Source organism: Hoeflea sp. (genome assembly GCF_039975035.1).
Lineage (GTDB): Bacteria > Pseudomonadota > Alphaproteobacteria > Rhizobiales > Rhizobiaceae > Hoeflea.
The window spans coordinates 1-14,733 of sequence record NZ_JBDWHW010000250.1 but is presented as its reverse complement, the minus strand read 5'-3'; the positions used below and the strand labels follow the sequence as shown (position 1 = coordinate 14,733).

Annotated in this window: 13 protein-coding genes; 12 read left to right on the top strand and 1 reads right to left on the bottom strand. The window is 61.1% G+C overall.

What is annotated here, in order from left to right:
• The 12 genes from ABJN75_RS22400 to ade form a co-directional block, all read left to right on the top strand.
• A partial coding sequence (locus ABJN75_RS22400; RefSeq protein WP_348441845.1) for an aspartate aminotransferase family protein occupies positions 1–1,156 on the top strand: 1,156 nt, incomplete at its 5' end.
• A 2-nt stretch (positions 1,157–1,158) separates the two neighbouring features.
• Positions 1,159–2,649, top strand: coding sequence for a CoA-acylating methylmalonate-semialdehyde dehydrogenase (locus ABJN75_RS22395; RefSeq protein ID WP_348441844.1), 1,491 nt, complete (start codon positions 1,159–1,161; stop codon positions 2,647–2,649).
• A 75-nt stretch (positions 2,650–2,724) separates the two neighbouring features.
• Positions 2,725–3,975 (top strand): Zn-dependent hydrolase, encoded by a 1,251-nt coding sequence (locus ABJN75_RS22390; RefSeq protein WP_348441843.1) that lies wholly within the window; start codon positions 2,725–2,727, stop codon positions 3,973–3,975.
• Between the two features lie 3 nt (positions 3,976–3,978).
• Entirely contained in the window at positions 3,979–4,740 is a 762-nt protein-coding gene (locus ABJN75_RS22385) for a class II aldolase/adducin family protein (protein ID WP_348441842.1), read from the top strand.
• Positions 4,741–5,339: 599 nt separating this feature from the next.
• On the top strand, positions 5,340–6,797 hold the full coding sequence (gene hydA, locus ABJN75_RS22380; protein WP_348441841.1) for a dihydropyrimidinase: 1,458 nt from the start codon (positions 5,340–5,342) through the stop codon (positions 6,795–6,797).
• Positions 6,798–6,891: 94 nt separating this feature from the next.
• Positions 6,892–7,674: an ABC transporter ATP-binding protein gene (locus tag ABJN75_RS22375; protein ID WP_348441840.1), complete on the top strand. Its 783-nt coding sequence runs from the start codon at positions 6,892–6,894 to the stop codon at positions 7,672–7,674.
• Positions 7,664–8,149: a GNAT family N-acetyltransferase gene (locus ABJN75_RS22370; RefSeq protein WP_348441839.1), complete on the top strand. Its 486-nt coding sequence runs from the start codon at positions 7,664–7,666 to the stop codon at positions 8,147–8,149. The genes ABJN75_RS22375 and ABJN75_RS22370 overlap by 11 nt, the downstream gene beginning before the upstream one ends.
• The gene (locus tag ABJN75_RS22365) at positions 8,146–8,481 is read left to right on the top strand and encodes a hypothetical protein (protein WP_348441838.1); all 336 of its coding nucleotides are present in this window, start codon (positions 8,146–8,148) and stop codon (positions 8,479–8,481) included. Before ABJN75_RS22370 ends, ABJN75_RS22365 begins: the two co-directional genes overlap by 4 nt.
• Positions 8,478–9,365 carry an ABC transporter permease gene (locus ABJN75_RS22360; protein ID WP_348441837.1) on the top strand — a complete coding sequence of 296 codons (888 nt, stop codon included), beginning with the start codon at positions 8,478–8,480 and terminating at the stop codon, positions 9,363–9,365. The genes ABJN75_RS22365 and ABJN75_RS22360 overlap by 4 nt, the downstream gene beginning before the upstream one ends.
• Positions 9,362–10,471 carry an ABC transporter permease gene (locus ABJN75_RS22355; protein ID WP_348441836.1) on the top strand — a complete coding sequence of 370 codons (1,110 nt, stop codon included), beginning with the start codon at positions 9,362–9,364 and terminating at the stop codon, positions 10,469–10,471. The genes ABJN75_RS22360 and ABJN75_RS22355 overlap by 4 nt, the downstream gene beginning before the upstream one ends.
• Before the next feature lie 34 nt (positions 10,472–10,505).
• Positions 10,506–11,471 carry an ABC transporter substrate-binding protein gene (locus tag ABJN75_RS22350; RefSeq protein ID WP_348441835.1) on the top strand — a complete coding sequence of 322 codons (966 nt, stop codon included), beginning with the start codon at positions 10,506–10,508 and terminating at the stop codon, positions 11,469–11,471.
• Between the two features lie 83 nt (positions 11,472–11,554).
• Positions 11,555–13,255 carry an adenine deaminase gene (gene ade / locus ABJN75_RS22345; protein ID WP_348441834.1) on the top strand — a complete coding sequence of 567 codons (1,701 nt, stop codon included), beginning with the start codon at positions 11,555–11,557 and terminating at the stop codon, positions 13,253–13,255.
• Positions 13,256–13,307: 52 nt separating this feature from the next.
• On the opposite strand, the gene ABJN75_RS22340 is transcribed toward ade, so the two are convergent.
• Positions 13,308–14,733, bottom strand: a 1,426-nt coding sequence (locus tag ABJN75_RS22340; RefSeq protein ID WP_348441833.1) for an alpha-amylase family glycosyl hydrolase, incomplete at its 5' end; no start/stop codon positions are given.

The following is a 14,733-nucleotide window of genomic DNA, read 5'->3' as shown; positions in this document are numbered from 1 at the left end:
CAACGCCGGCCATTGCCGCCCGAAGATCACCGAGGCGATAGCCCAGCAGGCCGGCGAACTCGACTATGCGCCGGCCTTCCAGATGGGTCATCCGAAAGCATTTGAGCTTGCCAATCGTCTGGTCGACATCGCGCCTGACGGCATGAACCATGTGCTGTTCACCAATTCCGGCTCTGAATCGGTCGAGACTGCGCTGAAGGTGGCTCTGGCCTATCAACGTGTGAAGGGCGACGGCTCCCGCACCCGGCTGATCGGTCGCGAGCGCGGCTATCACGGCGTCAATTTCGGCGGCATCTCCGTCGGCGGCATCGTCTCCAACCGCAAGATGTTCGGCACGCTGCTGACCGGCGTCGACCATATGCCGCACACCCATTTGCCGGCGCAGAACGCCTTCACCAAAGGCCAGCCCGAGCATGGCGGCGATCTGGCGAGCGAACTTGAGCGCATCGTCACGCTGCATGATGCTTCCACCATCGCAGCCGTCATTGTCGAACCGGTTGCCGGCTCCACCGGCGTGTTGATCCCGCCAGTGGGATACCTCAAGAAGCTGCGCGAGATCTGCACCAAGCACGGCATTTTGTTGATTTTCGACGAGGTTATCACCGGCTTCGGCCGCCTCGGGTCCCCGTTTGCCGCACAGCATTACGATGTCATGCCCGACATCATCACCACCGCCAAGGGCCTGACCAATGGCGTCATTCCGATGGGCGCGGTGTTCGTCACCTCCGAGATCCACGACGCCTTCATGCAAGGCCCGGAGCACATGATCGAGTTCTTCCACGGCTACACCTATTCGGGCAACCCGATCGCCTCGGCCGCAGCCCTTGCCACGCTCGACACCTACAAGGAAGAAGGCCTGCTCACCCGCGCCGCCGAAATCGCGCCCTACTGGGAAGAGCAACTGCATTCGCTCAAGGACTGCCCGCATGTCATCGACATCCGCAACACCGGGCTGATTGGCGCAATCGAACTCGATCCGATTGCCGGCGAGCCGACCAAGCGTGCCTTCTCGGCCTTCCTCAAAGCCTATGATGATGGATTGCTGATCCGCACCACCGGTGACATCATTGCGCTCTCGCCGCCCTTGATCATCTCCAGGGACCAGATCGACGAATTGTTCGAAAAATTGCGTAAAGTACTCGAAGGGGTAGCGTAACCATGCAGATCATTGAAAATGCCATTGGTGGCAAACTGACGATTTCCGGCTCGGAGCGTCGCTCGCAGGTCTTCAATCCGGCCACCGGCGAGCAGATTGCCGAATTGCCCTTGTCGACGGTCGAGGAAATCAACGCCGCCGTGGCTTCTGCCAAAGCCGCGCAACCGGCATGGGGCGCGATGCCGCCGCTCAAGCGCGCGCGTTACATGTTCAAGTTCAAGGAACTGCTCGACCGCCACGCAGGCGACATCGCCCGCGAAATCTCGCGCGAGCACGGCAAGACCCATGATGATGCGCTGGGCGAAGTCACCCGCGGCATTGAGGTGGTGGAATTTGCCTGCGGCATTCCCAATCTGCTCAAGGGCGATTTCTCCCGCAATGTCGGCCCCGGGATCGATTCCATCGCCGACCGCCAGCCATTGGGCGTCGTTGCCGGCATCACCCCGTTCAATTTCCCGGCCATGGTGCCGATGTGGATGTACCCGATCGCGGTCGCCTGCGGAAACACCTTCGTACTGAAGCCTTCCGAGCGTGATCCGTCGGCCCCGATGCTGGCCTGGAAACTGTTCCAGGAAGCCGGTTTCCCCGAGGGTGTGTTGAATGTCGTTCACGGCGACAAGCTTGCCGTCGATACTTTGCTTGATCACCCCGACGTCAAGGCGATCAGCTTCGTCGGCTCGACGCCAATTGCGCAATATGTCTATTCGCGCGGCACCGCCAACGGCAAACGCGTCCAGGCTCTGGGTGGCGCCAAGAACCACATGGTAATCATGCCCGATGCCGACATGGACCAGGCAGCCGACGCGCTGATGGGCGCAGGCTACGGCTCCGCCGGCGAACGCTGCATGGCAATCTCGGTTGCCGTGCCGGTGGGCGAGAAAACCGCCGATGCGCTGGTTGCCAAGCTCAAGCCCCGCGTCGAAGCCCTGAAGATCGGCCCCGCCACCGACGAGACTGCGGAGATGGGCCCGGTTGTCACCAAGATGCATCAGGAAAAGGTGCTCGGCTACATCGATCAGGGTGTCAAGCAAGGCGCCGAACTGGTGGTCGACGGTCGCGGCTTCTCGCTGCAGGGCTATGAGAACGGCTACTTTGTCGGCGGCACGCTGTTTGACCGCGTCACCACTGACATGAGCATCTACAAGGAAGAGATCTTCGGACCTGTTCTTTCGGTTGTTCGCGCCGGAACCTTCGACGATGCGGTTCAGATGATCAACGACCATGAATATGGCAACGGCACAGCGATCTTCACCCGCGACGGCGATGCTGCCCGTGCCTTCTCCGATTCCATCAAAGTCGGCATGGTCGGCATCAATGTGCCGATCCCGGTGCCGGTGGCCTATCATTCCTTTGGCGGCTGGAAGCGCTCGCTGTTCGGCGATCACTCGATCTACGGACCGGAAGGGGTGCGGTTCTACACGCGCCTGAAAACCATCACCTCGCGCTGGCCCAACGGCATCAAGTCCGGCGCGGTCTTCACCTTCCCGAGCTGATCGGGAGTTGCAGATCACCGTCCCGGATCTGTTCCGGGACGGTACTAAAAACCAAACAGACCAGAGGAACCGACCATGTCCGCACCCGCAGCAAACCTGAGGATCAACCCCGACCGTCTGTGGGATTCGCTCATGGATATGGCGAAGATCGGACCCGGCATTGCCGGCGGCAACAACCGCCAGACCCTGACCGACGAGGACGGCGAAGGCCGCAAGCTGTTTCAGCGCTGGTGCGAGGACGCGGGGCTCAGCATGGGCGTCGATACCATGGGCAACATGTTCATGACCCGGCCCGGAACCGATCCGGACGCGCTGCCTGTCTATGTCGGCTCCCACCTCGACACCCAGCCCACCGGCGGCAAATATGACGGCGTGCTCGGCGTGCTGGCCGGGCTCGAACTGGTCCGCACGCTCAATGATCTCGACATCAAGACCAAACACCCGATCGTCGTGGTCAACTGGACCAACGAGGAGGGAACCCGATTTGCGCCGGCCATGCTCGCCTCGGGCGTCTTCGCCGGCATTCACGAGCAGGACTGGGCCTATGACCGCGAAGACGCCAAGGGCAAGCGCTTTGGCGACGAGCTTGAACGGATCGGCTGGAAGGGTGACGAAGAGGTCGGCGCGCGCAAGATGCACGCGCTGTTCGAGCTGCACATCGAGCAGGGCCCGATCCTGGAAGCTGAAGGCAAGGACATCGGCGTCGTCACCCATGGCCAGGGCCTGCGCTGGATCCAGTGCACGGTCACCGGCAAGGAAAGCCACACCGGCTCAACCCCGATGCCGATGCGCAAGAACGCCGGCCGCGGCCTGGCCCAGATCACCGAGCTGGTGCACCAGATCGCCATGGACAATGCGCCCAACGCTGTGGGTGCGATCGGTCACATCGATGTTTACCCCAATTCCCGCAACATCATTCCCGGCAAGGTCGTGTTCACCGTCGACTTCCGCAGCCATGAGCTCGACCGCATGAACGGCATGGTCGACCGGCTGATGGCGGAAGCGCCTAAGCTCTGCGCCGATCTGGGCGTGGAATTCGAAGCCGAGATCGTCGGCCAGTTCGATCCGCCGGAATTCGACCATGCCTGCGTCAAGGCGGTGCGCGACGCCGCTGAACGGCTTGGTTATTCGCACATGGACATCATCTCCGGCGCGGGCCACGATGCCTGCTGGATCAACCGGGTGGCGCCCACCGCCATGGTCATGTGTCCTTGTGTTGACGGATTGAGCCACAACGAAGCCGAGGACATCTCCAAGGAATGGGCTGGCGCAGGCTGCGACGTGCTCATGCATGCAGTCGTCGAAACAGCCGGGGTCGTGGAGTAACCAATGAACACATCAGCCAACGTCGTGCCGCTTCAGAGCAGTGACGAGAGCCAACTTCGCATAGACCTCGCAGCCGCGCTCCGACTGGCGGCCTACTATGACTGGCACGAGGGCGTCGCCAATCACTTCTCCGCTGCGGTGTCGCCCGACGGCAAGAGATTCCTGGTCAATCCGCGCTGGAAACATTTCTCCCGCGCGCGGGCCAGCGAACTGCTGCTGGTTGACGCCGACGATCCTGACACGATGAAACGCGAAGACGCTCCCGACCCGTCGGCCTGGGCGATCCACTCGGCCATTCACCGGCGCGTGGCCCATGCCCGTGTTGTGCTGCATCTGCATCCACCTTACGCCACCACGCTGGCGACCTTGAAAGACCCCTCGATCAAACCTGTCGATCAGGTCACCGCACGATTTTTCAACCGGCTGGCGATGGACATGGAGTTTGGCGGCATCGCATCCGAGGAAGCAGAAGGCGAACGCATTGCCGCCACCATCGGCAATCATTCCAGTGTCATGATGGCCAATCACGGCGTCACCACCGTTGCGCCAACCATTGCCGAAGCCTTTGACGCCATGTATCACCTCGAGCGCGCCGCGCGTACCATGGTGCTGGCCTATTCGACCGGCCAGCCGCTCAATGTGATGAACGATGAACTGGCCGAATCCGTTGCGCGCGAATGGGATGTCTACAAGGACGCCGAGTTCTCCCATTTTGCGGAAATGAAAGCGGTGCTCGACCGGGAAAATCCCGGCTATGCGGAGTGAAGACTTTCTGTTTGTGATCAAAGGCAAAAGCATTGAAGCATGATTGAGAAACCGCAAAGTGACGGCCGACAGGTTCCTCTCCCCCCGGGGGAGAGGTCGGGCGCCGCCTTGCGGCGACCGGGTGATGGGGGCCTCGCTCCCAAACCAGCGCCAAACACCAAAGCGCTCGCGCGCCAAATGCGCAAACAACCTACCGACGCCGAGCACCTGCTCTGGTTCGAACTTCGCAATCGCCAACTCAACGGGTTTTGTTTCAATCGTCAGGTGCGGATCGGTACATATATTTGCGATTTTTGCTGTCGCGCCCAAAAGCTGGTCATCGAACTGGATGGAAGCCACCACGCATTGATAGAGGCCAGCGACGCACTGCGCACGGTGTGGCTGACACAGAACGGCTACAGTGTACTCCGGTTCTGGAATGACGAAGTTGCGTTCGAGCGAGCTGCCGTTCTGGAGACTATACTTGCAGCACTAGAAGGGCGCTTGAAGCCCCCTCACCCAACTCAGGCATCTGCTCAGCTTCGCTTCGCAGTGCCTTCCTATCCCTCTCCCCGATGGGGAGAGGAAAAAGACCACCGCCTTCACAGGGGAAAACCATCATGAGCACCACCGTCATCAAGAACGGAACCATCGTCACCGCCGATCTGACCTACAAGGCAGACGTGCTGATCGAGGGCGGCGTTATCACCGCCATCGGCCCCAATCTGGTCGGCGAGAAGTCGCTGGACGCCACCGGCTGCTATGTCATGCCCGGCGGCATTGATCCGCACACCCATCTCGAAATGCCGTTCATGGGCACTTATTCGACCGATGATTTCGAAAGCGGCACCCGCGCGGCACTGGCCGGCGGCACCACCATGGTGATCGATTTCGCCCTGCCCGCACCCGGCCAGTCGCTGCTCGAAGCGATTCAGATGTGGGACAACAAGTCGACACGCGCCCATTGCGACTACTCGTTCCACATGGCGATCACCTGGTGGGGCGAGCAGGTGTTCAACGAGATGGAGACGGTGGTCAAGGACAAGGGCATCACCACCTTCAAGCACTTCATGGCCTACAAGGGCGCGCTGATGGTGGATGACGACGAGATGTATTCCTCGTTTTCCCGTGTCGGCGAACTCGGCGGCATCGCCATGGTCCACGCCGAAAACGGCGACGTCGTCGCGCAGTTGCAGGCCAAGCTTCTCGCCGACGGCAACAACGGCCCCGAGGCACACGCCTATTCGCGCCCGGCGGAAGTCGAGGGCGAAGCCACCAACCGCGCCATCATGATCGCCGACATGGCCGGCACCCCGCTCTATGTGGTGCACACATCCTGCGAGCAGAGCCACGAGGCCATCCGCCGCGCCCGCCAGAAGGGTATGAGGGTGTGGGGAGAGCCGCTGATCCAGCATCTGACACTGGATGAGAGCGAATACGCCAATCCCGACTGGGACCATGCCGCGCGCCGGGTGATGAGCCCGCCATTCCGCAACAAGATGCATCAGGATCCGCTCTGGGCCGGACTGTCGGCCGGCCCCCTGCAGGTGGTGGCCACCGACCATTGCGCCTTCTCTACCGAGCAGAAGCGCTTCGGCGTCGGCGATTTCACCAAGATCCCCAACGGCACCGGCGGGCTTGAAGACCGCATGCCGATGCTGTGGACCTATGGCGTCGCCACCGGGCGGCTGACCATGAACGAGTTCGTCGCCGTCACCTCGACCAACATCGCCAAGATCCTCAACTGCTATCCGAAGAAAGGTGCGGTGCTGGTCGGCGCCGATGCCGATCTGGTGGTCTGGGATCCGGAGAAATCCAAGACCATTGCCGCCAGTACGCAGCAGTCGGCGATCGACTACAATGTGTTTGAGGGCAAGCAGGTCAAGGGCCTGCCGCGCTACACCCTGACTCGCGGCCGCGTTGCCATCGACGATGGCGAAGTCAAGCCGCAGGAAGGCCACGGCGAGTTCGTCGCCCGCGAGCCGGTTACGCCGACCAACAAGGCGCTGTCGACCTGGAAGGAAGTCTCTTCCCCGCGCAAGGTTGAGCGTTCCGGCATTCCGGCGAGCGGAGTATAGTGGCACGGTACTTGCTCGGTTTCGGGACCGGACAGGCGCAAGCTGACAAAATAAAAAAGACCGGGGAATACAATGAAACAAAAAGCAGCAAACCATGCCTGAGACAGTCATCTCTGCCCAAAATCTGGACCTCACCTTCGAGACCAATGACGGGCCGGTTCATGCGCTCAAAGACATCACGCTCGACATTGCCGAAGGCGAATTCGTCTCGCTGATCGGCCCGTCGGGCTGCGGCAAGACCACGCTTCTGCGGGTCATCGCCGATCTGGAAAAGCCCACCGGCGGAACCGTCTCGGTCAACGGCATGACGCCGGAACAGGCGCGGCTGGCGCGCGCTTACGGCTATGTGTTTCAGCAGGCGGCTCTGTTTCCCTGGCGCACCATCGAGAAAAACGTGGCGCTGCCGCTTGAAGTCATGGGTCTTGATGCCGCCACCCGCAAACAACGCATCGCCAGCAATCTGGAGCTGGTCAATCTGGTCGGTTTCGAGAAGAAATTCCCCTGGCAGCTTTCGGGCGGCATGCAGCAGCGCGCTTCCATCGCCCGGGCGCTCGCCGTTGAACCGGCCATGCTTTTGATGGATGAGCCGTTCGGCGCACTTGACGAGATTGTCCGCGACCATCTCAACGAACAACTGCTCAAGCTCTGGGCCAAGACCAGAAAGACCGTGGTCTTTGTCACCCACTCGATTCCCGAAGCGGTGTTCCTGTCGACCAAGATCGTGGTGATGAGTCCGCGTCCGGGCCGTATCCACGAGATCATCGAGTGCAATCTCGGCCCCAACCGGTCGCTCGACATCCGCGAAACGCCGGAATTTCTCAGGATTGCCCACCAGGTGCGCGAAGGCCTGAAAGCGGGACACAGCTATGATGAATAGCGCTGTTCGCAAAGCAACCGTAACAAGCCAGATCCGGCGTGCAACCGCCTCGGATCTGCCGGTCTGCGCGGCGATCATCAACAACTGTATCGACGCCACGGAATGGCTTCCTCGCACCATCGACCACACCGACGTTGAGGCGCTGTTCGTTCCCTCCCTGCTTGAAAAGCGCACCATGTTTGTGGCGGAGGAGCACGGAGAAATTCTTGGCTACCTTTCCATGAGCGACGACGGCTTTGTGCCTGCGCTTTATCTGCAGCCTGCCGCGCGCAACAAGGGCGTCGGCAAGGCGCTGCTCGACACAGCGAAAATTGCGCATCCCGGTGGTCTCGAACTCACCGTGTTTGAATGCAACACCAGCGCCTTGCGTTTTTACAAGCGTGAGGGCTTTGACGAAGATCCCGCGCGTCGCGACGACGCCACGGAAGAGGGCATTTCGACGCTCTGGCTGCGCTGGCCCGGAGGTGCACAATGAGCCCCTCGCTGATGGTCTGGCTGGCAGGCGTGATGGTGATCTTCATGGCTGCGGCAAGCAGCCTCCGCGTCTATGTCGACCGGCCCTCGGTCTGGTTGCTGGCCCTGGCCATCGGGCTGTACACGGCCGGCAATCTGATGATGGTTCGGGTAATGCGCGAAAGCGGGCTGGCTGTCGCCATGTCCCTGTCCGCGGTGTTGCAACTGGTGCTGATCAATCTGATCGGATTGATGATTTTTGGCGAACGCCCGTCGACCATGCAGGTCGGCGGCATCACGCTCGGGATCGTTGCCGTGACCATGATCGTCTGGCCTCAGGGGAGGCAAGGATGAACGAGAAGAGCTTTATCAGGGACCGGCTGGTCCCGGTCGGGTCAATTCTGCTGGTGATTCTCATCGCCTGGTATTTCGCCGCCTATTCGATGAACGCGCCGTTCCAGCGTGATTTCGATCGCCGCGCCGGCGAGACCCGCACCGCCACCGAATTCCTCATGAAAACCATGAGCCAGCCCAAGCCGACCATGCCTGCGCCGCATCAGGTCGCCTCCAATCTCTGGAAGAACACGCTGACGGTCAAACCGTGGTCAAAGCGCAGTCTGGTCTATCATTCCTGGATCACGCTGTCGGCGACGCTGCTTGGTTTCGCCATGGGAACAGCGCTCGGCGTGGTGATTGCCATCGGCATCGTCCATATCCCGGCGCTCGACCGGTCCTTCCTGCCGTGGATCATCGCCTCGCAGACGATTCCCATTCTGGCGATTGCGCCGATGATCATCGTGCTGTTGTCGGCCATCGGCGTCACCGGGCTTCTGCCCAAGGCGCTGATCTCCACCTATCTGTCGTTCTTCCCTGTCGCTGTCGGCATGGTCAAGGGCCTGCGCTCGCCTGACGTGCTGCATCTCGACCTGATGCGGACCTACTCCGCCACCAAGCTGCAGATGCTGTGGAAATTGCGGATACCCGCCTCGGTGCCGTTCTTCTTCACCTCGATGAAGGTGGCGATCGCAGCCAGTCTGATCGGCGCCATCGTCGGCGAACTGCCCACCGGTGCCGTGGCCGGGATCGGGTCCAAGCTTTTGGCCGGGTCCTATTACAGCCAGACAGTCGATATCTTCGCCGCCCTGATCGCCGGCTCGATTGTCGCCATCCTGCTGGTCAGTCTGGTCGACATTGTCGGCCGTTTCGTCAATGGCCGGATGGGAGCAAGAAACCCATGAGCGCTTTCCGTCCAAACTGGCAGGCCGTGAGCGCGCTGGTCGCAACACTCTACAGCCTCACCGCACTGCCCTTCACCGCCGGCATGAGTTCCCCGTTCTCAATCGCGGTCGTGGCCATCCTTGTCATCGGCGCGATTCTGTCGATGCTGCGGCTGGTGGCAGCGCTGGAAGCCCTGGTTCTCATGGTGGCGAGTTTCGGGGCCGCGGCCATGCTGATCGCCGGTCTCGCTGAGGCCACCGGAACCGCCTCCGCGGGCTATTACGCCAGTCTGATCGCCGCCTGGCTGCTGGGCTGGCGGCTTGTCACGGTGCTCTCCGGCGACGGCAGCCGCAGCGGTCAGTATATCGGAATCATCGGCATTACCGTGCCCGCACTGTTCGGCATCTGGGTGTTGATCCTGTGGGAGTGTCTGGTTCGCGGCGCGGGCGTGCCCTTCGTGTTGCTGCCGCCGCCTTCCGCCATCGGGGTAAGGATTGTCACGTCCACATCAATCCTGCTCGCGGACTTCCGCCAGACCGTGCTCAAGGCTGTCCTGTTCGGCTATGTCGTCGGCTCGCTGACCGGTTTCCTGGTCGCCATCCTCGCCGACCGCTTCCGCTTCTTCGCCAACGGCCTGCTGCCGATCGGCAACATGGTCTCGGCGCTGCCGATGATCGGTATTGCGCCAATCATGGTGATCTGGTTCGGCTTCGACTGGCAGTCCAAGGCCGCGGTGGTCATCGTCATGACCTTCTTCCCGATGCTGGTAAACACGCTGGCCGGCCTCGCGGCCACCGGTGACATGGAGCGCGACCTGATGCGCACCTACGGCGCCAGCCATTGGCAAGTGCTGCTCAAGCTCAGGCTTCAGGCGGCGATGCCGTTCATCTTCAATGCCCTCAAGATCAACTCCACCCTGGCGCTGATCGGCGCCATCGTGGCGGAGTTTTTCGGAACGCCGATCGTCGGCATGGGCTTTCGCATTTCGACCGAAGTGGGTCGGATGAACCTCGACATGGTCTGGGCGGAAATCGCCATGGCAGCTATTGTCGGGTCTTTATTTTACGGGGCGCTTGCACTTCTTGAGCGGGCTGTCACATTCTGGCATCCGAGCTATCGCAGATAGATAGCCCTGAGCCACAACCAGAGAGGAACCAAAAATGAAAAAAACACTTGGACTGACACTGGCACTCACCATGAGCTTGATGGCGGGTGCCGCACATGCTGCCGAGAAGGTGACGCTGCAGCTCAAATGGGTCGCCCAGGCCCAGTTTGCAGGTTATTTCGTCGCCAAGGACAAGGGCTTTTACGAAGAAGCCGGCCTCGACGTGGAAATCAAGCCCGGCGGCCCTGACATCGCGCCGGAACAGGTGATTGCCGGCGGCGGCGCCGACGTCATCGTCGACTGGATGGGTGGCGCGCTCGCGGCCCGCGAAAAAGGCGTCGGCCTGGTCAACATCGCCCAGCCTTACAAGAAGGCCGGCATGGAACTGGTCTGCCCCGCAGACGGTCCGATCAAGACCGAGGCCGACTTCAAGGGCCATACACTGGGCGTCTGGTTCTACGGCAACGAATATCCGTTCTTTGCATGGATGAACAAGCTGGGTCTGTCGACCGAAGGCGGCGCCGATGGCGTCACCGTGCTCAAGCAGAGCTTTGACGTGCAGCCGCTGATCCAGAAGCAGGCAGACTGCATCTCGGTCATGACCTACAACGAGTACTGGCAGCTGATGGATGCCGGTTACAAGCCGGAAGACCTGATCGTCTTCAACTACTCGGCCATGGGCAACGACCTGCTCGAAGACGGCCTTTATGCGATGGAAGACGATCTCGCCGATCCTGCTTTCACCGAAAAGATGGTCAAATTCGTCAAGGCGTCAATGAAGGGCTGGGAATATGCCATCGCCAACCCTGAAGAGGCAGCCGGCATCGTCATGGACAATGGCGGCCAGGACGAAAACCACCAGGTCCGGATGATGGGCGAAGTGGCCAAGCTGATCGACAAGCCGGATGCCAAGCTGATCGAAGCAGCCTATGAGCGCACCGCCAAGGCGCTGCTCGACCAGGGCATCATCACCAAGGAGCCGGAAGGCGCCTGGACCTCGGACATCACTGACAAGATGTAATCACCCTTTTGGGCTAAACTCGACCGGTCGGCTGAAAAGCCGGCCGGTTCTTGATTCGGGCAAGCAGCAAAGAGGCACAAGCCATGACAGACAGACTTGGTGACATGATCGACCAGGGCGCGGGCAAGGCGCCGGCTGACATTGTCCTGAAGGGCGGCAGGCTGTTCGACCTCACCACTGGCGAGCTGCGCCAGGGCGATATCGCCATCTGTGGCGATCGCATTGTCGGAACACTGGAAAGCTATCAGGGCGTCAACACAATCGACATCTCCGGCAAGATCGTCGTACCCGGCTTCATCGACACCCATCTGCACATCGAAAGTTCGCTGGTCACGCCGCATGAGTTCGACCGCTGCGTGCTGCCGCGCGGCATCACCACCGCGATCTGCGATCCGCATGAGATCGCCAATGTCATCGGCGCCACCGGAATCCGCTATTTCCTTGAGTGCTCCGAACAGACCATCATGGACATCCGCGTGCAGCTGTCGAGCTGCGTGCCCGCCACCCATCTCGAAACCGCCGGCGCACGGCTGGATATCGAGGACCTGCTGCCATTCCGTGATCACCCTCAGGTGATAGGCCTCGCCGAATTCATGAATTTCCCCGGCGTGCTCGCCAAGGACCCTGCCTGCATGGCCAAGCTGGAAGCCTTTCAGGGCGGCCATATCGACGGCCACGCTCCCTTGCTGCGCGGGCTCGGCCTCAACGGCTACCTCGCCGCCGGCATCCGCACCGAGCACGAATCCACCACCGCCGAGGAAGCGCTGGAGAAAATGTCGAAGGGCATGCATGTGCTGGTGCGCGAAGGCTCGGTGTCGCGCGATCTTGATGCGCTGATCCCGATCATCACCGAACGCAATTCGCCGTTCCTGGCGCTGTGCACCGACGACCGCAATCCGCTCGACATCGCCGAGCATGGCCATCTCGATTACATGATCCGCCACGCCATTTCGAAAGGCGTCGAGCCGCTGGCGATCTACCGCGCCGCCTCGATTTCCGCCGCCCGCGGCTTCGGGCTGAATGATCGCGGCCTGGTGGCGCCGGGCTGGCGCGCCGATCTGGTGGTGCTCGACAGCCTGGAAGGATGCAACGCCCAGATGGTGTTCTCCGCCGGTCGTCTTGTCACCGATGAACTCTTCGCGACCCGTGGCAAGACCGCTCTCGTTGGCACCGACAGTGTCCGCGCTCCGAAGGTGGAAGCCACGTCCTTCACCGTGCGCAAGAACCGCAGCCAGACGCCGGTGATCGGCATTGTTCCCGGCAAGATCATCACCGAACGTCGCGATCTCGATCTCGCCATCGACAATGGTGAAAAACAGGTCGATCTGAGCCGCGACATTCTCAAGATCGCGGTGATCGAGCGCCACGGCAAGAACGGCAACATCGCCACCGGCTTCGTTCAGGGTTTTGGCCTCAAGCGCGGCGCCATCGCCTCCACCGTCGGCCATGACAGCCACAATATCTGTGTGGTCGGTGCTTCAGAGGCCGACATGGCGGTTGCCGCCAACCGGTTGAGCGAAATCCGCGGCGGTTTTGTTGTGGCAGAAAACGGCAAGGTGATCGCCGATATCGCCCTGCCTGTGGCCGGTCTGATGAGCGACCAGCCCTATGAAAGGGTGCGCGAGACGCTGATCCCGTTGCGCAAGGCCGCAAAGGGGCTCGGCGGCACACTCGACGAGCCATTCCTGCAACTGGCATTCCTGCCCTTGCCGGTGATTCCGCACCTCAAGATCTCCGACCGCGGCATGATAGATGTCGACGCCTTCGAGATCATCGATCCATAAGCCGGTCACAACCGCCCTTGGCCGGAGCTGTCGGGGGCGGGACCTGTCGGGCTCAGCTCAACCGGGCGCAAAAGACATCAAGACCGGCCAGCATGACAGTGTCTTGATCATGGCCGGGAGCAAAGCCGGGCAATCTCACGACCTCGACGATGTCGAGATCCGATGGAACCGCCCATTCCACCGGGCTGCGGTCAAGATTGAAGACGAACAGAAGCCGGTCCGCGCCTTCGCCCCGGATAAAGGCCAGCACTTCGCCGTTGGTATCAAGAAACTCCATCGCCCCGTCGACGAGGCCTGGATGGGATTTCCGCATCGCCAGCGTTTGCCGGTAATGGTGGAGTATCGATCCGCTCACACACTCCTGCTGGTCCACGGCACGCTGCCTGTGGCTGTCGGGGATCGGAAGCCAGGTCTTCGGCGCATCGGAAAAACCCGCGTGGTGCGCCTCAAGCTCCCAGACCATCGGCGTGCGGCAGCCGTCGCGCCCCTTGTAGGCCGGCCAGAAGCGAATGCCGTAAGGATCAGTGAGATCCTCGAACGCGATTTCGGCCTCTTCCAATCCCAACTCCTCGCCCTGGTAGAGGCAGATGGATCCCCGGAACGACGACAGCAAGGTGATGGCGAAGCGTGCCAGATGCTCCGGATCATCGCCCTCCTGCAGCCAGCGCGAGACATGCCGTTCGACATCATGGTTGGAGAACGACCAGCAGACCCATCCATCTTTGACCACCGACTGAAAATTGGAAATGCTGCGGCGGAAATGCTCGGCCGAAAACTCCGCACCAAGCATGTCGAATGTGTAGCACATATGCAGCTTGTCGCCGCCATTGGTGTAGGCCGCGACCGTCTTCAGCGAGCGCCGGCCGTCGCCGACTTCACCCACCGTTGTTCGGCCCTCATATTCGTTCATCAGCGCGCGGAGTCGCTGCAGGAAGGCGATATTCTCCGGTTGCGACTTGTCGTAAAGATGGTCCTGGAAGCCATACGGATTGGTGTCGGGCGCATCAACTCCCATGAAGTTGCCATCTTCCGCGTTGCGGCTTAGCGGCGGATTGTCGCGCAGATGCTTGTCGTGAACGTAGAAATTCACCGTATCGAGTCGGAAACCGTCGACGCCCCGGTCAAGCCAGAAGCGGACGGTATCGAGTATGGCATCTTGCACATCGGCATTGTGGAAATTGAGATCTGGCTGCGAAGCCAGAAAATTGTGCATGTAATACTGGCACCGGACCGTGTCCCACTCCCACGCCGGACCGCCGAACACCGACAACCAGTTGTTCGGAGCCGTTCCATCAGGCTTGGGGTCGGCCCAGACGTACCAGTCGGCTTTCTCGTTGTCCTGGCTTGACCGGCTCTCCCTGAACCAGGCATGCTTGTCGGAGGAGTGCGAGATCACCTGATCGATGATGATCTTCAGGCCCTTGGCGTGGGCCAGTTCAATCAGTTCATCAAAGTCGGAAAGCGTGCCGAACATCGGA

Bases quoted from the DNA above. Each gene is read 5' to 3' on its own strand.
- ABJN75_RS22395 (WP_348441844.1), top strand. From the start codon at position 1,159: ATGCAGATCATTGAAAATGCCATTGGTGGCAAACTGACGATTTCCGGC.
- ABJN75_RS22390 (WP_348441843.1), top strand. From the start codon at position 2,725: ATGTCCGCACCCGCAGCAAACCTGAGGATCAACCCCGACCGTCTGTGG.
- ABJN75_RS22350 (WP_348441835.1), top strand. From the start codon at position 10,506: ATGAAAAAAACACTTGGACTGACACTGGCACTCACCATGAGCTTGATG.
- ABJN75_RS22375 (WP_348441840.1), top strand. From the start codon at position 6,892: ATGCCTGAGACAGTCATCTCTGCCCAAAATCTGGACCTCACCTTCGAG.
- ABJN75_RS22370 (WP_348441839.1), top strand. From the start codon at position 7,664: ATGATGAATAGCGCTGTTCGCAAAGCAACCGTAACAAGCCAGATCCGG.
- ade (WP_348441834.1), top strand. From the start codon at position 11,555: ATGACAGACAGACTTGGTGACATGATCGACCAGGGCGCGGGCAAGGCG.
- hydA (WP_348441841.1), top strand. From the start codon at position 5,340: ATGAGCACCACCGTCATCAAGAACGGAACCATCGTCACCGCCGATCTG.
- ABJN75_RS22365 (WP_348441838.1), top strand. From the start codon at position 8,146: ATGAGCCCCTCGCTGATGGTCTGGCTGGCAGGCGTGATGGTGATCTTC.
- ABJN75_RS22385 (WP_348441842.1), top strand. From the start codon at position 3,979: ATGAACACATCAGCCAACGTCGTGCCGCTTCAGAGCAGTGACGAGAGC.
- ABJN75_RS22355 (WP_348441836.1), top strand. From the start codon at position 9,362: ATGAGCGCTTTCCGTCCAAACTGGCAGGCCGTGAGCGCGCTGGTCGCA.
- ABJN75_RS22360 (WP_348441837.1), top strand. From the start codon at position 8,478: ATGAACGAGAAGAGCTTTATCAGGGACCGGCTGGTCCCGGTCGGGTCA.